Origin of the sequence: Bradyrhizobium agreste, assembly GCF_016031625.1 — a bacterium.
In the GTDB taxonomy this organism is placed as follows: domain Bacteria; phylum Pseudomonadota; class Alphaproteobacteria; order Rhizobiales; family Xanthobacteraceae; genus Bradyrhizobium; species Bradyrhizobium agreste.
In genome coordinates, this window is sequence record NZ_JACCHP010000006.1 from 152,094 (window position 1) to 174,406 (window position 22,313).

General features: G+C 65.4%; 28 protein-coding genes. 12 read left to right on the forward strand and 16 right to left on the reverse strand.

Annotated features, from left to right (window positions below):
* Positions 1–3 precede the first annotated feature (3 nt).
* The 12 genes from HZZ13_RS10925 to HZZ13_RS10980 form a co-directional block, all read right to left on the reverse strand.
* The gene (locus tag HZZ13_RS10925) at positions 4–411 is read right to left on the reverse strand and encodes a c-type cytochrome (protein ID WP_197959611.1); all 408 of its coding nucleotides are present in this window, start codon (positions 409–411) and stop codon (positions 4–6) included.
* Complete coding sequence (locus HZZ13_RS10930; protein ID WP_197959612.1) at positions 392–1,276, reverse strand: cytochrome c oxidase assembly protein; 885 nt, start codon at positions 1,274–1,276, stop codon at positions 392–394. The genes HZZ13_RS10925 and HZZ13_RS10930 overlap by 20 nt, the downstream gene beginning before the upstream one ends.
* Entirely contained in the window at positions 1,264–1,608 is a 345-nt protein-coding gene (locus HZZ13_RS10935) for a hypothetical protein (RefSeq protein ID WP_197959613.1), read from the reverse strand. The genes HZZ13_RS10930 and HZZ13_RS10935 overlap by 13 nt, the downstream gene beginning before the upstream one ends.
* Positions 1,605–2,207, reverse strand: a complete 603-nt coding sequence (locus tag HZZ13_RS10940; protein WP_197959614.1) for a cytochrome c oxidase subunit 3 — start codon at positions 2,205–2,207, stop codon at positions 1,605–1,607. Before HZZ13_RS10940 ends, HZZ13_RS10935 begins: the two co-directional genes overlap by 4 nt.
* Positions 2,204–4,117, reverse strand: a complete 1,914-nt coding sequence (gene ctaD, locus HZZ13_RS10945) for a cytochrome c oxidase subunit I (RefSeq protein WP_197959615.1) — start codon at positions 4,115–4,117, stop codon at positions 2,204–2,206. The genes HZZ13_RS10940 and ctaD overlap by 4 nt, the downstream gene beginning before the upstream one ends.
* Complete coding sequence (coxB, locus tag HZZ13_RS10950) at positions 4,114–5,118, reverse strand: cytochrome c oxidase subunit II (RefSeq protein WP_376707030.1); 1,005 nt, start codon at positions 5,116–5,118, stop codon at positions 4,114–4,116. Before coxB ends, ctaD begins: the two co-directional genes overlap by 4 nt.
* Complete coding sequence (locus HZZ13_RS10955) at positions 5,118–5,675, reverse strand: c-type cytochrome (protein WP_197959617.1); 558 nt, start codon at positions 5,673–5,675, stop codon at positions 5,118–5,120. Before HZZ13_RS10955 ends, coxB begins: the two co-directional genes overlap by 1 nt.
* A 73-nt stretch (positions 5,676–5,748) precedes the next feature.
* Positions 5,749–6,828 carry a DUF305 domain-containing protein gene (locus HZZ13_RS10960; RefSeq protein ID WP_197959729.1) on the reverse strand — a complete coding sequence of 360 codons (1,080 nt, stop codon included), beginning with the start codon at positions 6,826–6,828 and terminating at the stop codon, positions 5,749–5,751.
* A gap of 62 nt (positions 6,829–6,890) precedes the next feature.
* Entirely contained in the window at positions 6,891–7,070 is a 180-nt protein-coding gene (locus HZZ13_RS10965) for a CsbD family protein (RefSeq protein ID WP_172783307.1), read from the reverse strand.
* 162 nt (positions 7,071–7,232) lie between these two features.
* Complete coding sequence (locus HZZ13_RS10970; protein WP_197959618.1) at positions 7,233–8,837, reverse strand: alpha-amylase family glycosyl hydrolase; 1,605 nt, start codon at positions 8,835–8,837, stop codon at positions 7,233–7,235.
* On the reverse strand, positions 8,818–9,387 hold the full coding sequence (locus HZZ13_RS10975; RefSeq protein WP_197959619.1) for a hypothetical protein: 570 nt from the start codon (positions 9,385–9,387) through the stop codon (positions 8,818–8,820). The genes HZZ13_RS10970 and HZZ13_RS10975 overlap by 20 nt, the downstream gene beginning before the upstream one ends.
* A gap of 11 nt (positions 9,388–9,398) precedes the next feature.
* Complete coding sequence (locus tag HZZ13_RS10980; protein ID WP_197959620.1) at positions 9,399–10,574, reverse strand: zinc-dependent alcohol dehydrogenase; 1,176 nt, start codon at positions 10,572–10,574, stop codon at positions 9,399–9,401.
* Positions 10,575–10,737: 163 nt separating this feature from the next.
* Between HZZ13_RS10980 and HZZ13_RS10985 the strand changes: the two genes are divergently transcribed.
* On the forward strand, positions 10,738–11,520 hold the full coding sequence (locus HZZ13_RS10985) for an SDR family NAD(P)-dependent oxidoreductase (RefSeq protein ID WP_197959621.1): 783 nt from the start codon (positions 10,738–10,740) through the stop codon (positions 11,518–11,520).
* Between the two features lie 361 nt (positions 11,521–11,881).
* Here the strand turns inward: HZZ13_RS10985 and HZZ13_RS10990 are convergent, their stop codons facing one another.
* Both HZZ13_RS10990 and HZZ13_RS10995 read right to left on the reverse strand, forming a co-directional pair.
* Positions 11,882–12,073: a hypothetical protein gene (locus tag HZZ13_RS10990; RefSeq protein WP_197959622.1), complete on the reverse strand. Its 192-nt coding sequence runs from the start codon at positions 12,071–12,073 to the stop codon at positions 11,882–11,884.
* Between the two features lie 54 nt (positions 12,074–12,127).
* On the reverse strand, positions 12,128–12,523 hold the full coding sequence (locus tag HZZ13_RS10995) for a response regulator (RefSeq protein WP_197959623.1): 396 nt from the start codon (positions 12,521–12,523) through the stop codon (positions 12,128–12,130).
* An 85-nt stretch (positions 12,524–12,608) separates the two neighbouring features.
* On the opposite strand from HZZ13_RS10995, the gene HZZ13_RS11000 reads away from it, so the two are divergent.
* Positions 12,609–13,616: a chemotaxis protein CheB gene (locus HZZ13_RS11000; RefSeq protein WP_197959624.1), complete on the forward strand. Its 1,008-nt coding sequence runs from the start codon at positions 12,609–12,611 to the stop codon at positions 13,614–13,616.
* A gap of 10 nt (positions 13,617–13,626) precedes the next feature.
* Positions 13,627–13,893 (forward strand): hypothetical protein, encoded by a 267-nt coding sequence (locus tag HZZ13_RS11005; RefSeq protein ID WP_197959625.1) that lies wholly within the window; start codon positions 13,627–13,629, stop codon positions 13,891–13,893.
* Here HZZ13_RS11005 and HZZ13_RS11010 read toward each other — a convergent pair.
* A complete protein-coding gene (locus tag HZZ13_RS11010; RefSeq protein ID WP_197959626.1) occupies positions 13,890–14,066 on the reverse strand; it encodes a hypothetical protein in 177 nt (58 codons plus the stop codon). The two genes, HZZ13_RS11005 and HZZ13_RS11010, sit on opposite strands and share 4 nt — an antisense overlap.
* Positions 14,067–14,234: 168 nt before the next feature.
* On the opposite strand from HZZ13_RS11010, the gene HZZ13_RS11015 reads away from it, so the two are divergent.
* The 4 genes from HZZ13_RS11015 to HZZ13_RS11030 all read left to right on the forward strand — a co-directional run bounded on the left by HZZ13_RS11015 (position 14,235) and on the right by HZZ13_RS11030 (position 18,843).
* Positions 14,235–17,402: a CheR family methyltransferase gene (locus tag HZZ13_RS11015; RefSeq protein ID WP_197959627.1), complete on the forward strand. Its 3,168-nt coding sequence runs from the start codon at positions 14,235–14,237 to the stop codon at positions 17,400–17,402.
* On the forward strand, positions 17,402–18,160 hold the full coding sequence (locus HZZ13_RS11020) for a Crp/Fnr family transcriptional regulator (RefSeq protein WP_197959628.1): 759 nt from the start codon (positions 17,402–17,404) through the stop codon (positions 18,158–18,160). Before HZZ13_RS11015 ends, HZZ13_RS11020 begins: the two co-directional genes overlap by 1 nt.
* A 160-nt stretch (positions 18,161–18,320) precedes the next feature.
* Positions 18,321–18,503, forward strand: coding sequence for a hypothetical protein (locus HZZ13_RS11025; protein ID WP_197959629.1), 183 nt, complete (start codon positions 18,321–18,323; stop codon positions 18,501–18,503).
* Between the two features lie 139 nt (positions 18,504–18,642).
* Positions 18,643–18,843 (forward strand): hypothetical protein, encoded by a 201-nt coding sequence (locus HZZ13_RS11030; RefSeq protein ID WP_197959630.1) that lies wholly within the window; start codon positions 18,643–18,645, stop codon positions 18,841–18,843.
* A 17-nt stretch (positions 18,844–18,860) separates the two neighbouring features.
* Here HZZ13_RS11030 and HZZ13_RS11035 read toward each other — a convergent pair whose 3' ends face one another.
* Positions 18,861–19,145, reverse strand: a complete 285-nt coding sequence (locus HZZ13_RS11035; protein ID WP_197959631.1) for a hypothetical protein — start codon at positions 19,143–19,145, stop codon at positions 18,861–18,863.
* A 286-nt stretch (positions 19,146–19,431) separates the two neighbouring features.
* Between HZZ13_RS11035 and HZZ13_RS11040 the strand changes: the two genes are divergently transcribed.
* From HZZ13_RS11040 to HZZ13_RS11060, 5 genes are all read left to right on the forward strand, one after another.
* The gene (locus HZZ13_RS11040) at positions 19,432–19,641 is read left to right on the forward strand and encodes a hypothetical protein (RefSeq protein WP_197947768.1); all 210 of its coding nucleotides are present in this window, start codon (positions 19,432–19,434) and stop codon (positions 19,639–19,641) included.
* Positions 19,641–19,841: a hypothetical protein gene (locus HZZ13_RS11045; RefSeq protein ID WP_197959632.1), complete on the forward strand. Its 201-nt coding sequence runs from the start codon at positions 19,641–19,643 to the stop codon at positions 19,839–19,841. The genes HZZ13_RS11040 and HZZ13_RS11045 overlap by 1 nt, the downstream gene beginning before the upstream one ends.
* A 65-nt stretch (positions 19,842–19,906) precedes the next feature.
* Positions 19,907–20,983 carry a flavodoxin family protein gene (locus tag HZZ13_RS11050; protein WP_197959633.1) on the forward strand — a complete coding sequence of 359 codons (1,077 nt, stop codon included), beginning with the start codon at positions 19,907–19,909 and terminating at the stop codon, positions 20,981–20,983.
* Entirely contained in the window at positions 20,980–21,882 is a 903-nt protein-coding gene (locus HZZ13_RS11055) for an NAD(P)/FAD-dependent oxidoreductase (RefSeq protein ID WP_197959634.1), read from the forward strand. The genes HZZ13_RS11050 and HZZ13_RS11055 overlap by 4 nt, the downstream gene beginning before the upstream one ends.
* 98 nt (positions 21,883–21,980) lie before the next feature.
* The gene (locus HZZ13_RS11060; protein ID WP_197959635.1) at positions 21,981–22,310 is read left to right on the forward strand and encodes a four-helix bundle copper-binding protein; all 330 of its coding nucleotides are present in this window, start codon (positions 21,981–21,983) and stop codon (positions 22,308–22,310) included.
* The last annotated feature ends 3 nt before the right edge of the window (positions 22,311–22,313 follow it).

Below are 22,313 nucleotides of genomic sequence, written 5' to 3' on the forward strand. Positions count from 1 at the left end.
CTCTCACTGCGCATAAAGATAGGCCGCGACGTCGCGCGCCTCGGCTTCGGTGATGCCGGTTGCGGGCATGGCCGTCCGCGGCGAGAACGCCTGCGGCGTCACGATCCACCGGACCAGATTGTCCGGCGTGTTGGTCGCAAGGCCCGCGATGTAGACGCGCGACCTGAGATCGGCGAGAGACGCGCCGACCTGGCCGTCGCCGCCGGGAATCCCTGGAATGGTGTGGCATCCAGCGCAGCCGTAGCGACGGATCAGGGCGGGCGCCCGGGCCGGATCGCCGCCAGTCATGGCGCGGGCGATGCGTTGATTTTGGACACGCTCGCTCCAGGCGAAGCCTGCCGCAGCCGCGGCGGCGACGAGACCTGCCAGGACGATCAAGAGCGTCATCCATCTAGAGCGCGTGAAGCGCATCGGCTCGCTCCCTGCCTTGCCCGGCCCGCCGGATCCAAAGCGCGATCAGCGTCAGCGCAGCGCCGGCATAGATCGTTCCTGCCGGCACCCACATGATGATGCCGGCCAGTTGCTGGTCCTCGAGCGGCGTCAAGCCCCAGGCCGCCGCAACGTCGGCTTGCTGCCGATAGAGCAGGCGCGGGGCCAGTGCCATCAGCGCACCGAGGATGCTCGTGTGCAGCATGGTGACGAAGACATGCCAGGCCGCGCTGCCGGTCTGGCTGCGCCGGAACACCGACCACCAGAACAGCACCGCGGTCAGGAAGAAGCTCAGATGCTGCATCCGGTGTAGGAGGACATTCTCCACCGCCGCGTCGAACAGCACAGGCACATGCCAGGCCCAGATCGCGATCCCATGCAGCAGCGTGGCGTTGCCGCCAGCGCTCAGCAAGCTCCAGAGCCGCGTGGCGAGCGGATGCCGCATCGCCCGGCCGACCGCGAGCCGCGCCCGGCGCGGCAGCGACCACAGCAACGGGCCGACCGGCCTTGCGATCACGAGCAGCGGAGCCGCCACCGCCATCAGGATCTCGTGCTCGATCATGTGGAACGAGAGCAGGCGCTCGCCGAGCCAGTGCAGTGGCGACACCAACGCGGCTGCCAGCGCAAGCCAGCCCGCGCCGCATATGACACCCTGCGCGATGCCCTTGCGGCCCTTCCGTGCCAGCATGAGCCTGCCGATGCCGTACATCAGGCCGAAAAGCACCAGCGGTGTGACAATCCACGGGTCGATCGTCCAGCCCGGTGCCGCAGCCTGCGGCGCCGAACCATGGGCATAGACCGCCTGCGGTATCGAGCAAGCGATCGCGGAGACGGTTATCTTTCGCATCCGGTTAACACCATGGCAGCGATGCCCTGCATCAGCAGGGCGAATGTGAAGAGGCCTGCGGAGAGCGCACTGACGGCGCTGCCGAAATCGGCATTGGCCCGGTGCTCCTCGCGGTCGGCGGTCAGCTTCCGTGGCGTGAGCCATGATGCGAGGCCAGACGCGATCGTGAGTGCCGCACCGACGAACGAGGTCATGGCCGAGGCGTGCAGCTGCGAGCGGCAATCGGCATAGGGAAGGATCTGCCCGAGCTGCATGTTCGCGGCCCACACCAGCGGCGCGAGCCAGAGGCCCGCCCAGACCGAGAGATGGGTGAGGAGTTTCGACGCGCTCATAGCCGTGCCAACCAATAGATGCAGCCGTAGATCGGAAGCCAGGTCGCGACGACAAAGTTCCAATACATGGCGTTGTCCTGGACGTCGCCGAACCTCCGCGGGTTCCGGCCGTGCCGCGTGACCATCAGCGCCGCCAGCACCAGCGTGTCGACGAGGTCGGTGATGATGTGGGTGGTGTGGAGGCCGAGCAAGGTCCACACCACCGAGCCGTAGGCGTTGCTGTCCCAGCTCACCTTGAGGGCGGGGAATTCGAAGACGCGCACGACCAGCGGAACGATGCCGACGATCGACATGATCACCATCCCGAGCCGCACCTTGCGCAGGTCCTGCTGCTCGGCCCAGCGCGAGACCAGGATGTTGGGGACGAGGCTGGCCAGCAGGACCAGCGTCACCAGCGTGCCCGGGAGCAGATCGGGCGGCGGTGCATTGATCGGCCAGGCCGTCGCCAGGCTCATCAGGTAGAGGTAGATGGCGATCGCGAGTGCGAAGCCGGTGCCTTCGATCAGCATGAAGGCGAGCGTGCCCCACCAGGTGACGCTCGCTGTGCCCATCCCGTGCAGGGGTAATTTGGCGAGATCGAGCACGATCTTCTCTCTCATGACTCGTCCTCCGGCGCGCCCTTGGGCCAGAACCAGCCGATCAGTGCGACCGCGACGGGGACGGAGCCCCAGACCACGGCCCAGGGCGAGAAGATCGACCAGATCAGCATGATCGCGGTCGCAATCGCCGCCCACAGCGGCCAGATCGAATTTCGCGGCGAAGCTTCGCGCGCCTGCGGTTCGGCTGCCGCCAGCGTGGTCACGACCAGCTCGCGGCGATCGGTGCGAAGGCCGTTGGCGACGGCGAGGCTATCGCGATCGTCCCACAGGGGGTGCAGGCTGCCGACGACCGGGATCATCGCGAAATTGTAGCTCGGCGGAGGGGATGTGGTCGCCCATTCCAGGGTCGGCGCATCCCAGGGATTGTCCAGCGCAACCTCGCCGACGCGCGCGCTCCTGATGGCATTGATGAAGAACAGCAGAAAGCCGGCAATGAGGATCACGGCACTGAGGCTGATGAACAGGTTGAGTCCATGCCAGGGCAAATCGGGCTGATAGGTGTAGACGCGACGGGGCATGCCCTCGAGCCCGAGGATATGCATCGGAAAGAACGTCGCGTTGAAGCCGACGAAGATCAGCCAGAACGACCACTGGCCGAGCGCCTCGCTCATCATCCGTCCGGTCAGCTTGGGAAACCAGTAGTGGATGGCGGCAAGCAACGGAAACACGGCGCCGCCGATCAGCACGTAGTGGAAATGCGCGACGACGAAATAAGTGTCGTGCACCTGGGTGTCGAACGGCACCGACGCGACCATCACGCCGGTCAACCCACCGATGACGAAGGTGACGATGAAGCCGATGATGAAGAGGAGGGGCGTCTTGAACACCAGCCGGCCGTCCCACAGCGTTGCAAGCCAGCAGAACACCTGGATGCCGGCGGGAATCGCGATCGCCATGCTGGACGCCGTGAAGAAGCTGTCGCCGAGCCGCGGCAGCCCCGCCACGAACATGTGATGCACCCACAGTCCGAAGGCGAGGATGCCGGTGGCGATCAGCGCCATCACGAGCCCGAGATAACCGAAGGCCGGCCGCCGCGCGAACGGCTCGATCATGGTCGAGACCATGCCCGCGGCGGGCAGGAAGATGATGTAGACCTCGGGATGGCCGAAGAACCAGAACAGATGCTGCCAGAGCAGCACGTCACCGCCCTCGGCCGGGTTGAAGAAATGCGTGCCGACGAGGCGGTCGAGGATCAGGCTGGTGCTCTCGAGCACGATCGCCGGCATCGCCATGATCACCAGGAACGAGGTCACCAGCATGGCCCAGACGAACACCGGGATGCGGTCGAGCGTCATGCCCGGCGCACGCTGCTTGAAGATGGTGACGACGAGCTCGACCGCGACCGCGAGCGCCGAGATCTCGGTGAAGGTGATCATCTGCGCCCAGATGTCGGCCCGCTTGCCGGCGCCGTATTGCGGACCGGACAGCGGCACATAGGCGAACCAGCCGACGTCGGGCCCCATGTCGAGCGCGAACGCGGTCCAGAGCAGCGTGCCTCCGGCGAGATAGATCCAGTACGAGAAAGCATTCAGGCGCGGGAAGGCGATGTTGCGGGTGCCGACCATCAGCGGCACGAGATAGACCGCGACCGCTTCCATCACCGGCACCGCAAAGAGGAACATCATGTTCGCCCCGTGCATCGTGAAGATCTGGTTGTAGCGGTCGGGACCGAGCAGGCGGGCCTCCGGCTGGGCGAGCTGAATTCGCATCAAGGCGGCGAGCACCCCGCCGAGGGCGAGGAAGACGAAGGCCGTGAAGATGTAGCGGCGACCGATGATCTTGTGATCCACGGTCGCGAGCGCGCCCCAGATGCCGGAGGGAGTCTTCCATGTCTCCGCGAGCGCGTCGGTCAGGCGCGTGCGCTCGATATCGATATCGCGCGTATCGGGCGCCGCAACGGGACGGTTCATTTCAGGCTCGCCAGATATGCGGATACCGCGCGCAACTCGTCGGGCGTCAGCGGCACCATCGGCATGTTGTTGCCGGGCTTGATGGTCTGAGGATCGGCGGTCCAGGCGGCGAGCGAGCCGCGCGTGGTCTCGAACAGGCCTGCGGCGATGGTGCGGCGGCCGCCGACATGGGTGAGATCGGGCCCGGTGGTGCCGGCCGCGGACGTGCCGCGGATGGTGTGGCAGGCCGCACAGGGTTTGGCCAGGAATGTCTGCAATCCCGTCGCGGTCTCTTCATCGGTCGGTCGCGCTGCCGCCTGCCGCTGTGTTGCCGCCCATGTGTCGTAATCGGCCTGCGGCTCGGCGATCACCAGCAGCGCCATATGGGCGTGCTGCATGCCGCAGAACTCGGCGCATTGGCCCCGATAGATGCCGGCGTGTTCGGCGCGGATGGTGAGCTCGTTGGAACGGCCGGGCACAATATCCTGCTTGCCGGCGAGACTCGGGACCCAGAACGAATGGATCACGTCGAGCCCTTCGAGCTTGAGGCGCACGTTGCGGCCGACCGGGATGTGGATCTCGTTGGCGGTTTCGAACCGGCTTGTCGGATCGGGGCCGATATATTCGAGACCCCACCACCATTGCAGCCCGCGCACGCGGATCGTCAGCTCGTCCCGGCCCGCAACGCTGAGCGCGCGCGTCGCGACGAAGCTCATGATGGTGAAGGTGCTGATGATGAGAACCGTGGCGACCACCGCGCCGGTGACGGCAACGGTCAGCCGTCGCTCGCGTCCGGGCTCGGGCGAGGCCGGCCGCGCATCGCGGCTTCGCCACAGGGCGGCGATCAGCGCAACCATGACCAGCATCCAGACCAATGAGCACACCGCGACGATCAGGATGATGAGATGCTTCAGAGAGATCGCGGAGGTGCCGCTGGCGTCGAGCGCGGATTGCCAATTGCCGCTGCAGCCGGCCAGCTGTGCGGCGAGCAGGGCGCTCGAACAGGCTCGGCGGAGGCGGATCACGGTGTCGGTCCCTGATCCGGATGGACGGGCGAGGGGCCTTCATCGAACAGCAGCTTTGCTGGCGCGCGGTTCTCGGCCGGTCGGGTCTGTTTTTCGTCGTTGCGGCTCGGCGCGGCAGTCTTGCCTTCGTAGGAGCCGATCGTCTGCACATAGCCGGCGAGCTGCCAGATCTGATCCGTCGTCATCTTGCCGCCGAACGCCGGCATGCCATGCGGCCGCCCGTCCCGGATCGAGGCGAAGATCGAGACCATCTCGGGGCCGTAGGACCACCAGCCGTCGAGGAAGCCGGGGCCGCTGCCGCCCCGGCCGTCGCCATGGCAGCTCTTGCAGCCGAACCAAGCATAGAGCCGCTTGCCCTGGCTGAGATTGTAGGCGTTGACCTCATAGGGCCTGCCGAGCACGAAATAGACGTCGGGCGGCGCGCCGCCGATGCGGTTCGGCATCAGCGCTATTTTGTCGAGCGCGTCGGCGATCGGTGGATCCAGCCGCAACTGCCGTTCTTCACGTTGGCACCCGGCCAAGGCAGCTGCAAGACCAAGGAGAACGCCGGCCATCCGTTGCATCTGATCGCTTGAATTCAGGAACCTAAGATCCTCAATCGGCTCGGCGATCCAAGGTTCCTCGCGCTCAATTGACGTTGTCGCCCAACATGTTGCGGACGCCTGTGGTGACGGCGGCGAAGCCGCTCGTGCCGTGCATCAGCGCGATCTCGCCCTGCTGTTCGTGGCGGATGGCGTGCGCCATGATGCGCAGGCGAGGGTCGCCGCGGCTGTGCCACATCCGGTCGGCCATCCTGACCGCACCGCGGTGATGCCGGCTCATCGCCTCGACGAACATCATATCGAACTGGTCCGGCGGCGCGGTCTTGACCTGGCGCATCTCGGCCGGCGTCAGGAAGCCAGGCATCGCCGCACGCTCCTCGTTGCTGCAATCAGGCATCTCCGTGTCGAACCAGCTCAGCCACCAATTCTCGAAGATCTGGTTCTCTCCGGTCTGGCTCGCCACCATCAGCATCGCGAGCTTCCGCAGATGCGGATCCTGCGCGCGCTCGGCAGCCGTCCGTGCCAGCTCGATGCCCTGGGCATGATGCGCGGTCATGTGACGGATGTAGGCCTGGTCTTGATCCCTGTCGCGGCCCATCCACGGCGGCTCGTAGCCATGATTGCCGAACAATGCGACCGCCCCAAGCAGCGCAATCACGGCCAGCGCGCCGGTGATCCACATATTGGTGAACCGCACGTCGCGTGCCGGCGCAGTCCGGCGCCTCCAGCGCAGCCGCGCGAACAGGGGATACATCACGGCCGAGGAGCCATGGACCAGCAGGCCGATCCAGTAGGGTTGCTGCAGCGTGAACAACGGTTGCCAGAAGGGAAACAGCGGCACCAGCACGAACCATTCCATGCCTGAAGAGAACGCGGTCCAGGGCAGCGCCAGCAGCAGGATCATCGTCGGCCGCAAGTCGGCCGTCCAGCGTCCGAGCACGCCAAAGAAGACCAGCGCCCAGGAAAAATCGGCCCATTGGTGAAAGGCGATCCCGGCCAGGATTGCGCTCCAGGATGGCTCGGAGCTGATCGCCCAGTCGCGCGCGGGAATTGCGGCCACCGTCATCCAGTCGACCGCCGCATCGCGGCCGATGCGGGCCGCGAAGAGCTGGCTGACGATGGTCGAGAAAGTGCTGCTGATCAGGCCGAGTGCGGCCGCGGCCATCCAGCGCGAACGCCGCTCGCCGGTGGTGCGCCACGCCGCGAGTGCTGGTCGCGGCTCTGCGTTCACGTCAGCTGCTTGAGCTTCTTCAGCGGATTGAGCTCGCTCGGCTTGTCCTGTTCGGCGCGCCCGCGCTCGGCTTGCGCCTTGCCATCATCATGCAGATCCTGGTCGCCAATGATCTCGCCGACGGCCTGCTTGGTCTTGCCGGCGATCCGCTGCTGCAGACCTTTGGTCTTGCCCATGAGCTGCCTCCGTTATGTCCTGCCGTCGGGCTCACACCGCCCCGGCGCCTGAAGGGGGGCGTGGGCGCCGGGGCTGCGGTCTTGCAAATTGCCTCCGGCGGCGGGGGGAGGCGCCGGAAGCATTGATCAGACTCCTCGCGACGCGGATGGTTCCTCCTGACGTCACCGAGGTTCGAGCGCGATGATCACGCCTTCGTTGCCCCGGAGCAGGATGGACGCATCCGGCACCGGCTCGGGCGGCCGATCCAAATGCGTCGACATCAAGATACGGCCGCGACCTTGCCAATGGAATTTCCGCGGTTCGGCCGCGATATTGAGCGCGACCAGGATCTCGCTATGGCAATCCCTCCGCTTGTAGGCCAGGACATTGTTCTGCGACCGCAGCGGTTCGTATTCGCCCCGTTGCAGGCCGGCATGCTTGCGCCGCAGCGCCATCAGCGCGCGAAACAGAGCGAGGATCGAGCGCTCGTCGCGCTGCTGTGCGGCGATGTTGGCCGCACCATCGGATGGCTCCAGCGGCAGCCATGGATGACCCGTGGTGAAGCCGCCGTCCGGACTGTCATCCCATCGCATCGGTGCGCGCTCGGAATCGCGGCACAGACCATAGCCGGGCACGAGCTTATCGAAGGGATCACGGACGCGGTCGGGCGGGATCGGCACGCGCTTGCGGCCGATCTCGTCACCCATGAAGAAGAACGGCGTTCCCCGCAGCGTCATCAGCAGCATCGCCAGCACGCGCATCTGCGCCTCGCCGATCTTGCTCGCGATCCGCTGCTTGTCGTGGCCGCCGATGACCCAGACCGGCCAGCCATCGTCCGGGATGGCGTTGAGATAGGCGTCGATCGTTGCCTGCAGCGAGAGGACGTCCCACTCGGAATCAAGTAGGGCGAAATTGAGCGGCAAGTGCAGGCGCGGCCGGTCGTTGCCGTAGAAATGGCCGATGCGGTCGGTCTTGCCCTGGACCTCGCCGCACAGCATCCGCCCGGGATAGGAATCAATCACCTCGCGGATGAACTCGATGCAATCCATCGTTTCAGGCCGGTCGTCGGTGAACACCGTCGTATGCCGCTGCGGCGGCGGCTTGCCTTCGGCGTTCGGGTTCGGCGGATTGTCGCGCAAGAGCCGGTCCTTGATCAGGACGGCGCTGGCGTCGACGCGAAAGCCGTCGACGCCGCGGTCGAGCCAGAACCGCATGGCGTCGGCGATCGCGGCGCGCACTTGCGGGTTGCGCCAGTTGAGGTCGGGCTGCTCCACCAGGAAGGAATGATAGTAATATTGCCGCCGCGCCTCGCACCATTCCCAGCCGCTGCCGCCGAACCGGCTCAGCCAATTGTTGGGCGGCCCGCCGTTCTCGGCAGGATCGGCCCAGATGTACCAATCTGCTTTCGCGCTGTTGCGCGAGCTCGCGCTCTCGACGAACCATGCGTGGTCGTTCGCGGTATGATTGGGCACGAGGTCGAGGATCAGCCGAATGCCCGCGGCGTGCAGCGCCTCGAGCAGGCGATCGAACTCCTCGAGGCTGCCGAAGACGGGATCGATCGAACAATAGTCGGAGATGTCGTAACCGAGGTCGCGGAAGGGGCTTTTGTAGATCGGCGTCAGCCAAACCGCGTCGACGCCGAGCCACTTCAGGTAATCGATGCGCGACATGAGGCCGGCAAGGTCGCCCTTGCCGTCGCCGTTCGAGTCCTGAAAGGAGATCGGCGCGATCTCGTAGATGACGGCGGATTCCCACCACGGAGCTTCGTCACGGGACTCGACGCTCATCACCTTGCTTCACCTCGTTTGTCTTGGCATGGGCCGCGATCTGCCTTGCCGCAGTTCGGGCGCTCTCGATGCCCTTGGGAAAGCCGCTGCGGTTCGGATAGAGCTTGCGCCGTGCATCGCGCGGCGGGCGGCGCGGCTTGGTGTCCTGCGCGGCACGGTAGTCGAGCACGGCGATGCCGCCGACCATCAGCAGCGCCAGCGCGATATTGCCCTTCTTGGGATTGTCCGCCGTCAGCCCGGACAGCAGCGCGGCGGCATCGAGGCCGTCGCCGCCGACGCGGGCCCACAGACCGGCGTTCTTGTCGACCGAGAGCGACATGATCCCGGCGAGGATCTCGCGCATGCCGAAGGCGCGGACCAGCGTCTCATGGCCTTCCATGCCCAGCGTGCGCGTGACGCGCCTTGGCGCGAACAATTCGACCACGCCGAGACCGATGCTGAACCAGCCGAGCGCGCGCGCGAGCTGGTCCGCCGGCTGCTTCAGGCTCGGTCCGCCCTCGACGATCTTGGGGTCGCCCTTGGTGCGCACGATGTTGGAGAAGTGAAACATGGCTGGCTCCTTCAGGGCTTCAGCACGACCTTGACGCAGGAATCGCGCTTGTCGCGAAACACCTGGTACATCTCCGGTCCCTGGGCGAGCGGGACGGTGTGGGTGATGACGAAGGACGGATCGATCTCGCCCTCTTCGATGCGGCGGAGCAGGTCGTCGGTCCAGCGGTTGACGTGGGTCTGGCCGGTCCGCATCGTCAGGCCCTTGTTCATGAAAGCGCCCATCGGGAGCATGTCGGACAGGCCGCTGTACACGCCTGCCACCGAGATGATGCCGCCGGGACGGCAGACATAGATCATCTCGCGCAGCACGTGGGGCCGGTCGCTCTCGGCCATCACCATCTGCTTGGCGCGATCGAGCAGGGTGTCGGGCAGCGATGGCATCACATGCGCCTCCATGCCGACGCAATCAATGCATTTTTCCGGGCCCTTGCCGTCGGTCAGCTCCTGGAGCCGCTCCACCACGCTCTCGGTCTCGAAGTTGATCGTGGTGGCGCCGCCGGCTTCCGCCATGCTGAGCCGCTCCGGCAGGCAGTCGATCGCGATCACCTGGTTGGCGCCGAGCAGGATGGCGCTGCGGATCGCCATCTGCCCGACCGGGCCACAGCCCCAGATCGCGACCGTATCGGTCGGCTCGATGTCGCATTGCACCGCGGCCTGCCAGCCGGTCGGGAAGATGTCGCTGAGGAACAGCAATTGCTCGTCGGGCATGCCTGGGGGCACCTTGATGTGGGTGGCGTCGGCAAACGGCACGCGGAGATATTCAGCCTGGCCGCCGGGATAGCCGCCGGTCAGATGCGTGTAGCCGAACAGGCCCGCCGTCGTGTGCCCGAACACCTTGTCGGCCAGGTGACGCTTGCGGTTGGTGGTCTCGCACACCGAGAAATTGCCGCGCTTGCACTGGTCGCATTCACCGCAAATGATCGTGAACGGCACGACGATGCGGTCACCCTTCTTCAGCTTGCCGTCGACGCCCGAGCCGACCTCGACCACTTCGCCCATGGTCTCGTGGCCCATGATGTCGCCGGGCAGCATGCCCGGGATGAAGTTGTGAAACAGGTGCAGGTCGGAGCCGCAAATGGCGCAGCTCGTCACCTTGATGATGGCATCACGCGGATCCTGGATTTCGGGGTCGGTGACGGTGTCGCACCTGATGTCCTCCTTGCCGTGCCAGACCAGCGCCTTCATCGTCCGTCCTCCCGGTTGAGCCACGTGCCATCTAAGTCCAGGCACGAACGATTGGTTGCTATCGTGCTAATTCTTCGCACTGCGCAAATTGGAACGGGAGAGCAGGGCGGCGATTGAGCGTGATCACCTCGATTCCAAGCGCTCAATTGCAAGGATTTGCCGCATGTCCGCCAATCAACTCGCCATTGTCACAGGCGCCTCAACCGGAATCGGTCTGGAACTCGCACGATGCTGCGCGCAGGCCGGGTTCAACCTCGTGATCGCGGCCGACGAGTCCCAGATCGAGCAGGTGGCCGTCGATCTGCGCCGGCTCGGCGGCAGCGTGGAGCCGGTCGAGGCCGATCTCGCCACCACCGAGGGCGTCGACAAGCTCTGCGCCGCGATCGGCGACCGGCCGATCGATGCGCTGCTGGCCAATGCCGGGATCGGCCTCGGCAAGGCTTTCCTCGACCAGGACTTTGCCAGGGTGAAACACCTCATCGACACCAACATTACCGGCACGCTGTATCTGATCCATCGCGTCGGCAATGAGATGCTTCGCCGCAATGCCGGCCGCATCCTGATCACCGGCTCGATCGCCGGCTTCATGCCGGGCAGTTTCCAGGCCGCCTACAACGCCAGCAAGGCGTTCCTCGATTCATTCTCGTTTGCGCTGCGCGAGGAGCTGCGCGACAGCGGCGTCACGGTGACCTGCCTGATGCCGGGTGCGACCGAGACCGAGTTCTTCCGCCGCGCCGACATGATGGACACCAAGGTCGGCACCGACAGGAAGGACGGCGCCTACGATGTTGCCAAGGCCGGCTTCGATGCGATGATGCGCGGGGAAGCCGACATTGTCACCGGGCTGAAGAACAAGATCCAGGCGACGGTCGCGAACGTCACGCCGAACGAGATGCTGGCCAAGCAGCATCGCAAGATGGCGGAGCCCGGTACCGCAAGATCGTAAGGCGACGCGCTCGTAATCTTACGGAGCGGCGCGACCGCTTTGCGGGGGGTGAGGCGGAGAAACGAGACCTTCGATTCACATAGCCTAATGCGGCGCGGCCCTCAAACCGTCAAATTGTAAGAGCTGGACCAAGCGGGGGCTGCGATGGCGATGGATCGTATCGAACAGGCCTTTGTCGCGACTGCGGTTACGGGTTTTCTCGTGATGATGGTGGCAATCATCTGGATGATGATGAGCTGAAGTGGGGGAGCTTGTCGCCTTGCGCATCGCGCTACCTTACGCCGCAATTATCCTATGCGTGGCGGTGACCGTCTGGCTTGCCTTCGCGCATGTCTTCTGACCGCGATCAGCCAAGACCAAGTCAGCGGTCTTGACCGGATTTCCGCTCGTCATGGCGCGGCGGCATGGTTTGCGCTTCCCCGCGCTCATCGCGCAGGCGGTGCTCAGTGACGAGATGATCGCTCTTGCGCAGCAATGCTATCGCCTTGCGAACCAGATCGCGGGAATGTTTCACGAGCTGCTTGTCGACAGTAGAATTGGGTGCGTAGATCATCGAGCGTTCCTTGAGTCTTGCGAAGAAGGCGAAGGAACACGCCTCGTTGCGTGATCAAGCCCTGGACGCGCCGATAAGTCCAGCCAGCTTCTGTGCCATCGCCGGAAGATCGATCGGTTTTTCCAGCAGCGGCACGTCCTGAAACTCAGGACCGAGCGTGATCTTGTCGTACCCCGTGGTGAAGAGGAAGGGCACGTTCCGTGCCCTCAGTTCGCGGGCGATCGGAAAGATCATCTCGCTGCGGATGTTGACGTCGAGCACGGCGGCATCCAGAACGCTGCCGTCGTGCAGGATCTTGAGCGCGTCTTCGAGATGGCCGACGGGACCGGCGATCTCCGCGCCCATGGCGCGGAACGTCTTGCCGATATCGTCGGCGAGAAAATACTCGTCCTCGACGACGAAGATGCGGCGCCCCTTGAGCTCCGCGCCTCGATGCGACGATGTCGCCATGCTGTCTCGGCCTCCAAGCATAGGAACATAGGCCGGCGGTCCGCCTTGATGCAAACTGCAAACGATGCAATTGGAGACGGGTTCCATGAGCAACCGCGACATCATTGTCATTGGAGGCTCGGCCGGAGCGACCGCGCCATTGAAGCAGATCCTGGGTCGCCTGCCTGCAGATTTGCCGGCCGCCGTCTTCGTTGTGCTGCACATCCCGGCGCAGGGCATTGGCATCCTCTCCACCGTCGCCAGCAATGCCGGGCCGCTCCCGGTGCGGCAGGCCGAAAACGGCATGAAGATCGAGCCCGGTCAGATCTACCTGGGTGCGCCGGACCATCACCTTCTCGTCGCGGAGGACCGCATCTTTCTCGGGCGCGGGCCGCGCGAGAACATGGTCCGGCCGGCGATCGATGCCCTGTTCCGCTCCGCCGCACTCTATCACGGTCCGCGCGTCATCGGCGTGCTCCTGAGCGGCCTGTTATCCGACGGTGCGGCCGGCCTCAACGCCATCAAGCGCTGCGGCGGCTTGGCCGTGGTGCAGGACCCCGCCGATGCGATCTCCGACGAGATGCCGCGGCGCGCCATGGAGGCGACCACGGTCGACCTTTGCGTTCCCGGCGCCACCATGGGTGACGTGCTGTCCGAACTGGTCAGGGAGCAGGCCGGCGCCGCGCTGCCCATTCCGCCCGAGATAAGGCTCGAGGTGGAAATTGCGGCCGGGGAGCGCGTCGGCAGCGACACTCTCGTTGCGGTTGCCGAACCTGTCGCGCTGACCTGCCCGGCGTGCGGCGGCGTGCTCTCGGAAGTCAGGGACGCGCGCCCCATGCGCTTCCGCTGCCAGGTGGGGCACGGCTTCACGGCCGACGCGCTCGCCAAGGAACAGGAGGGGCGCGTTGACGAAGCCCTGCGCGTGGCCCTGCGCATCATCGAGGAGCGCGCGGAGCTTGTGCAGCGCATGGCAGCGGACGGCCGTCGCAGCGGGCGCGCTGCCGTCGCGGAGATGTACGAGGCTCGGTCACGCGAATACCGCGAATATGCCGACATGATCCGGCGTGTCGTGCTAAAGTCGCTCGATCCTCCCATCGGCGAACGGGAGGCTTGAAGGCTTGGCCATGGCCATTTCCCTTGCCGAACGCACCGCGCAGCTCAATGCCGAGCAGAGCCTCCTGGTGAAAGCCGATAAGGACATCGAGGAGGGCTGGAAGCGCATCCGCGATCAGGAAGATCGCGTGCGTGAGCTCATGGCCGGCGGACACGACACGCGCCAGGCGGAGCGGCTGGTCGACTTGCTCAGGCAGACCTTGGTCGAGTGGGAGCGGCACCGCGTCCTGATCGAGGAGCGGATCGAGTATCTCCGGCAGGAGGTCGCGGCGGGCTAGTTGGAGCGCGCGGCAGGTCTCCCGAACTCTGCGCTGAGGTCGACGAACATGGCATCGAGCTGCCACTCCGCGCAGCGGCGCCAGCGCTCGCTTCCGGCTAGCAGGCGGCGAGTGCCCGCGGTGGCGCGCTCGGGGCGCCTGATCAGGGTGGTGCGCTCCTTGGAGACTGGCATCGCGGGTTCCTCCAGAGCGCCTTGGCGTATGCAGAGCCGGCCGGAGCTGACGACGCTGAAAGGCCGGGGACATTTCTGTGTTTAATGTGTTGGGATAATATCGATTTCTGCTATTTGCAGGAGCCGGGCGCCCGTTGGTCCCGGGAGCGAACGAGAGCCACCAGAGCCATGCATGATGTCGGCGACCAGCCGGTCCAAGGAGAGCGCCAGGTCAAGACTCCTCTGATCATAGGGGTCGGCGCTTCGCCTGGAGCTCTTGACAGCATCGAGCGGTTCTTCGGCAAGCTGACTGTCGGCGCCGATCAGGCCATCGTGCTGGCGCTTCAGTATCACGAGACTTACGACGAGCAGCGGTTGCGCGGGATCCTTCAGGCGCCCGATGGCGGCAAGCTCGCCGAGATCGACGACGGCCGTCCGATCGAAGGCGGCACCATCTATCTGTGTCCACCAGCCATGATCACCACCATTCAGGGTGATCGATTCGCAATCCGCAAGGCGGAGCAGGCGCCCGGCGAACGCGCCACAATCGACAGCTTCCTGGTCTCGCTGGCAGAGGAGCGGGCAGAGCAGTCCATCGGCGTCATCCTTGCGGGCACCGGGGGCGACGGGACGCTGGGCACGGCGACACTGAAGGATCACGGCGGCCTCGCTATTGCCGAGAGGATTGGAGACGCAGACGAGGCCGGGCATCTCAACGGCAACACGCCTGCGGCGATCGCCGATTACGTGCTGCCGCCCGAGGATATCCCCGAGCATATCCAGGTCTATGCCCGCCATCTCAGGCGTCTGGAGGAAAAGCAGGGCTTCGACGAGGTTCTGGCGGCGGCTGCCACCTCGCTGTCGCGCATCGCCGACATCCTGCGCAACAAGACCGGCAACGATTTCCACGGCTACAAGCAGAATACCTTCCTGCGCCGCGTGCAGCGGCGCATGCAGGTGGTCCGGATCGACGACATTGCCGCCTATGTCGATTTCCTTCGGAACGACAAGGACGAAGCTCAGCACCTCTTCAATGACCTCCTGATCGGCGTCACCGAATTCTTCCGCGACAAGCGCGAGTTCGAGGTGCTGGAGACGCAGATCATTCCGAAGATCTTCGAGGGCAAGGGCGCAGGCCAGCAGGTCCGCGTCTGGGTGCTCGGCTGCGCCACGGGCGAGGAAGCCTACTCGATCGGCATTCTCTTGCGCGAGCACATGGCGCGGATGGACTCCGTGCCGCAGGTCCAGATCTTCGCCACCGATATCGATGGGCGGGCGCTGGCAACCGCGCGCGTCGGCCGCTATCGCACCAACATCGAGGCGGACATGACCAGCGAGCGGCTGGCCCGCTGGTTCGTGCGCGAGGGCGATACCTTCTGCGTCGTGAAAGAGCTGCGCGAGATGTGCATCTTCTCGCAGCACAATGTTATCAAGGATGCGCCGTTTTCCAAGCTCGATCTCGTTTCCTGCCGCAATCTGCTGATCTATCTCAATGCCGAGCTGCAGAACCGGGTGATACCGCTGTTCCACTTCGCGCTGTTGCCGGAGCGCTACCTGTTCCTCGGCAATTCCGAGAACGTGACCCGGCATCCCAAGCTGTTCGCGCCGATCGACCGCCGTGCCCGGATCTTCAAGAAGCTGGACACCGGAACGCGGCTGCCGCCGGAATTTCCGATCACCACCACGGCCGGCCGGGTGCCGGTCGAAGTGCCCGCAACGCGCGCCTTCGGCCCCGACGTCGGCCTCGAGCGGCGCGCCCAGCGCATCGCCGAGCGCTACGCGCCGGCCTATGTCATCACCGACGACCATTTCCAGGTTCTGCATTTCTCCGGGCGCACCGGTCGCTATATCGAGCCGACCGCCGGCGCCGCCACGCTCGACCTGATGCAGCTCGTCCATCGCGATCTGCGGCTGGAATTGCGCACCGCGCTCAGTCGCGCCGCCGAGACCAACGAGACCGTCCATGCCGAGCAGGTTCAACTCGGGGTGAACGGTCACCGCATGCTGGTGGACATTACGGTCGAGCCGATCCAGGAGGGCGCCGGCGGCCACCGCAATTTCGTGGTCCTGTTCAAGGACGGCCCGGCGCGGACCATCGAGGCCGACCAGTCCAATCCCAACGCGCTGGTGCGCACCGAGCATGTCGAGCGCCTTGAGAGCGAGCTGCGTGCGACCCGCGAGCGCCTCCAGGCGACGATCGAGGAGCTCGAAAGCACCAACGAGGAGTTGAAATCCTCGAACGAGGAATATCAATCGCTGAATGAGGAGTTGCAGTCGGCCAACGAGGAGCTGGAAACCTCGCGCGAGGAGCTGCAGTCCGTCAATGAGGAGCTGACCACCGTCAACGGCGAGCTGGCGCACCGCGTTCAGGAGCTGACGCGTGCCACCAGCGACCTCAAGAATTTTCTCGAGAGCACGCAGATCGCGACGGTGTTCCTCGACAACGATCTGCGCGTGATGAACTTCACGCCGGCGATCACCCAGCTCCTGCATCTCGTCGAGACCGATACGGGGCGGCCGATCAGCCATATCAAGGCGCGTATCCCGATCGAGGAGCTCTATGATGACGTTCGCCGCGTTCTGCGCACGCTCGCCAGCGTCGAGCGCGAGCTGAGCGCGCCGGACAGCGGCACGCGTTACATCGTGCGCATCCTGCCATATCGCAGCATCGACAATTTCATCGCGGGCGTCGTTATCACCTTCATCGACGTCACCGCAATCACCCGTGCCGAGGAGCGGCAGCGCCTGCTGCTCGCCGAGCTCCAGCACCGGGTTCGCAACACGCTCGGCGTGGTGCGCTCGATCGCGCGCCGCTCGGCGGAAACGAGCTCGACCGTGGAAGAATACGCCTCCCACCTCGACGGCCGTCTCAACGCCTTCGCCCGCACCCAGGCGCTGGTGACGCGCGATCCCGAAGGCGGCGTCGATCTGGAATATCTCGTGGTCGAGGAATTGCTCGCCTATAATGCCCGCGAAGGCGAGCAGATGCGGGTCTCGGGGCCCAGGGTCCGCTTCCAGCCCAAGGCCGCCGAAACCTTCGCGCTCGCCATCCACGAGCTCGCGACCAATGCGCTCAAATACGGAGCGCTCAGTCAGCCGAGCGGGCGCATCGAGGTGACCTGGCGCATCGACGAAAGCACCGATCCGGCGGAGCTGGTCTTCGAGTGGCGGGAGCGCGGCGGACCCGCTGTCACGACAGGACCGCGAAAGGGCTTTGGGACCGAGCTTCTGGAGCGCACACTGGCGTTCGAGCTGAAGGGGCAGACCACGATGGTATTCAATCCTGCGGGGCTGCAATGCACGATCACCATCCCCCTGACCAAGCGCGCCTTCCACACGCCGGTGGTGGCCGCCTGATGCCGTTGTCGACAGCCGATCGCAGCGTCGTGGAGCCGGTCATCCGCCGGCTGAGCGCGCTGCGGCCGTTGTCGAGCGAGGCTCGCGCGTTGCTCGAATACGCCCTGCTCGAAGGCCTGCAACGTGCCGGATCGGGCGAGGACCTGATCGCCGAGGGTGATCCCGTCGATGCCGTCCGCGTGCTGTTGTCGGGCTGGCTCGGCCGCTACAAGATGCTGGAGGACGGCCGGCGGCAGATCGTGAATTTCATCTTCCCGGGCGAAAGCTGCGATGCGCATGCCTACCTGCTCTCGGAGATGGACCATTCGATCGTGGCGCTGACGCCTGCGGTCTATGCCGAGATCAAGCGCGCCCGCTTCGAGAGCCTCCTGGCCAACAACCCCACGCTTTCGGAAGCGTTCTGGTGCGAGACGCTGCTCAGCAGCGCAATCCAGCGCGAATGGGCAATCAATCTTGGCCGCCGCGTCGCGCTCGAGCGCGTGGCGCATCTGTTCTGCGAAATCCTCGAGCGGCTTCGACCGGTGGGAATGGTCGACGGCAATTCCTGCCTCATGCCGGTGACGCAAATGGATCTTGCCGATGCCACCGGGCTTTCCGTCGTTCACCTCAATCGGACGCTCCAGGAGCTGCGCGCCGCGGGCCTGGTCGTGCTGCGCGAGCGGACGCTGACGATCCCCGACCTCGATGCGCTCAAGAACGCGGCGCTGTATTCGCCGAGCTATCTGCGGCTCTACCGGACGACCGAAGCGGTCCGCTGACGGCGTTCCGTCGTTCCGGGTTACCGGCGCGTGGTTGAGGACGGTCCGGCGGCGTCGTGGCGGCTTGATCCAAGTTAATCGGCGACGCTTTTCGAGCCGTTGGCGCAATTTGAGTAACCTATGCAAAGGCGCGCTCGGGAGCACTGTTGCAGGATGGCTGATGCCAGACACCCTGTTTGCCCGCGCAACACGCGCTATCGAAGAGAGCCGCGCCCTCCGGGAGCAGCACAGACAAGTTGCGGGACGCTATGGCGAGGCCGTGAACGATTTGCGTTTGGCCATTATGGACAGCGCCATGCTTCGCTCCGAGATCAGGGCGCGCCGCGACAACGAGGAATCCTAGCTCCGGTCTTTTCGCCGTAACAGGCAACCGTTCCCTTTCTGGAACGTTAGATCCTTTGCGAGGCTGTGCGTGCAGCCTGGCATCAACACCCGTCGGAACGCAACGACGCGCTCGACCTCATGCACCAGGAGGACGCCTGATGAGGACGCGACATCGGTTCAAGCAAGTCGACACTCTGGAAGCGCGGCTGGCCGCCGAGGCGGAGCGCCTGCGCGAACAGGCGAGCTTGCTTCCGCCCGGCGCGGCGCGCGACGAGATCCTGCGCAAGGCACGTCAGGCGGAAACGGGATCGCAGATGAGCGAGTGGCTGAGGTCGCCGGGCCTGCAGCCGCCGAACTAGCCCGGCGGCGCCCGTCGTCAGCGCCGCTTCGCAGCTTTGCTTCGCCGGTTGTAGGGCGAGCGGTTGACCGGCCGCAGCGAAATTCCTTCGCGTTGCGCCTTGCTGCGGATGGCGGCGACGGGGCGCTGCAGCTTGATGCTCATCACGCCTGTCGGCGTGTTGCCTTTCGCGAGCTGCTTCAGCTTGCTCACATCCGCCGCCGTCCACGGCTCGCGCGTGCGGCGCTTGTAGGCGGGATTTGCCTTGCGCGGTCCTTTGCGGCCGATCGGCGAGCCTGGGCGTTTCCATGCTGCTTTTGCCATCATGATCCTCCTTCAAGTCGTCCTTGAACATACGAATCAGCATTTCGGTTCCGGCGCAGTCCGGATCGATCGGTCCCGCGGTTGTGCTTTGCGCAAAATCGCGCAGCGTTAACTTATGGAAATGCTGGAACCGCAAATTGCGGCGGAAGCTACAATCGTTGCCGGGCTGAGCCGCCTCGGCCGGCAAGCGACTTCAGTGACAACAGAACCTGGGCCCCGGCGCCCGATCCCCCGCCGGGGCCGATTTCCTTCGAACCGAATTGTCCACGAGAGTTCAGAAGTACAGATGACCGCGAAACGTAACCGCAGGAAACAAACCCAAACGCTTCAGGAGCGGCTGGCCGCCTTTGCGGAAAGCGCCCGCGAGCGCGCGAGCAGCCTGCCGCCCGGCAGAGAGCGCGAGATGCTGCTGCGCCGCGCCAAGCAGAACGAAGTGACCTCGAACCTGACGGATTGGCTGAGCGCACCCGCCGCTCCCAGGCGAGGACACCCATAGTGGCAAGCATCAAGCATTACCGTGCGTTCCAGATCGATCCGGACGGGCACGTGTTCGGATGCATCAACCTGGTCTGCGACGACGACGAAGAGGCCAAGCGCGAGGCCGCCTCGCTCGTTCTGGCGCATCGCATCGAGCTGTGGCGGCTGGACCAGCGGATCGCCAAATTCGATGCGCCGCAGGAGCTTGCTCGCCAGTAAAGCGTTGGGAACCGCGCGCTGGGCGCCGGGTTGGGTCGGATGACACCGACTTCCCAGGAGACAGCATGACGGACGCCGACATTCGCAAGGGGATGCCGCCCGTCAAGCTGTCGCGCCAGGAGTTCGAGCAGCGCTACAGGGGTCAGTTCGTCGATCCCGCCTTTGCTCCGCTCGGGCGCGAGCTCGACGCCATCATTGCTGCGGCCTGGGATGCCTACAGAAATTCGCGCAAGGCGCCGTTGACGCGGAAGGCCGGCGCAGGCTTCTCCGACCCCGACTACGATCTCGCCGTCGACTGGCTCGAAGCGCGCGCAAAAATCATGGACGCGCAGCGTCGCCACGACGATGCCGACGAGACGCCGCGCATCCTGATCATCAACGGCTCGGCCCGCAGCGAGCACACCTGTCCCGGCGAGATGTCCAAGACCTGGCGGCTGGTCAAGCTGGCCGAGCCCGTCTTCATCGAGATGGGCTTTGCCGTCGACATCCTCGATCTGTCGCGCCTCGCCTCCGAATTCGGCAAGACCATTCATCCCTGCAAGTCCTGCGTCGGCACCGCCATGCCGCTGTGCCACTGGCCGTGCAGCTGCTATCCGAACTACTCGCTGGGCCAGACCCACGACTGGATGAACGAGATCTATCCGCTTTGGGTTGCGGCCCACGGCATCCTGATCGTGGCGCCCGTGAACTGGTATCATGTGCCCGCCGGTCTCAAGGCAATGATGGACCGCATGGTCTGCGCCGACGGCGGCAATCCCGATCCGACCTCGACCCACGGCAAGAACGCCGCGGAAGCCAAGGCGATCGAGCTGAAGGGCTGGCCCTATCCGCGCCATCTCGCCGGCCGTCATTTCGGCATCGTCGTTCACGGCGACGCGGTCGGCGCGGAGGGCGTGCGCCGGGCCTTGTCCGACTGGCTGACCGACATGCATCTGATCTCGGCGGGCCGCTACGCCGAGCTCGACGGTTATGTCGGCTACATGGCGCCGTACGCCACCTCGCATCGCGAGCTCGACGAGGATCGCGAATTCCAGCAACAGGTGCAGAATGCGGCGCGCGCGCTCGGCAACGCGGTTCGGCTGGCGCGAGGCGGGCGCCTCGAGGAGCCCGGCGCCGGTCTTGCGGACCCAAATCCCAAATGATCGACGCGCCACCAGTTGAATGCCTGATCGTCGGAGGCGGCCCGGCCGGACTGATGGCCGCGATCTATCTGGCGCGCTTTCGCCGCCGCGTCTGCGTCGTGGACGCCGGCGCGAGCCGGGCGGCGCTGATCCCGCGCAGCCACAACGTCCCGGGCTTCGTCCACGGCCTGTCCGGCACGGAGCTGATCGAGCGGATGTCGGCCCAGCTGCACGAGCTCGCCGTCACGCGCGTGGAGGCCGAGGTCACGGCGTTGCAGTGTGACCAAGATGGTTTCGAAGCGAGCTGGAATGGGGGCGCGCACGCGGCCGCCACCGTCATTCTCGCCTGCGGGATCGTCGATACCCGTCCGCCGTTCGACGAATGGCGCACCGCCGTCACCGATGGCCTGCTGCGCTACTGCCCCGTCTGCGACGCCTTCGAGGCGACCGGCCGCCGCATCGGAGTCATCGGCCCGCTCGCCCGCGCTGCGGGCAAGGCGCTGTTCCTGCGCGGCTATTCGCGGGACGTGACGCTGCTCGCAACGGGGCCTGATGACGATCGGTCGGCAACGTCACGGCTGGCCGAAGCGGGCGTCAAGGTCGTGTTCGCGCCCGACCTGCGTTTGCGGCGACAAGGCGAGGGCCTCGAAGCCGTCTTTGCCGACGGCAGGACGGCGCAATTCGAGATGGTCTATCCCGCGATGGGGGCGCAGGTGCGCTCGCAGCTCGCGATGGCGCTTGGCGCCGGTCATAACGCGGAGGGTTATCTGGAGGTTGACGATCACCAGCGCACGTCGATCGCCGGGCTCTACGGCATCGGCGACGTCGTCACCGACCTGCACCAGATCTCGGTCGCGTTCGGCCATGCCGCCATCGCCGCCTGCACGATCCACAACAGCCTGCCGCCGCGGCTGGCCTGACGGGACGGCGGTGAGCCTCACAATCGACCGGAACCGGGAACGAAGTGCGGTGCCCCGCTTTGGTCGAGCGGAGCGGGGCGCGCAACTGGAGACAAACGATGGCTCAATCCGAAGACATGACCCGCTGCATCGCGCTTTGCATGAGCTGCTACCAGACATGTCTCGGCACGGCGATGAACCATTGCCTCGAGACCGGCGGCCAGCATGTCGAGCCGAAGCATTTCCGCCTGATGATGGCCTGTGCCGAAATGTGCCGGACCGCCGCGCATTTCATGCTGATCAACACGCCGCATCATAAGCACACCTGTGGTGAGTGCGCGGAAATCTGCGCCGAATGTGCCGAGGATTGCGCCCGGATCGGCGGCATGGACGAATGCGTCGCGACGTGCCGCTCCTGCGCCCAATCCTGCCGCGCGATGGCGGCTTGAGGA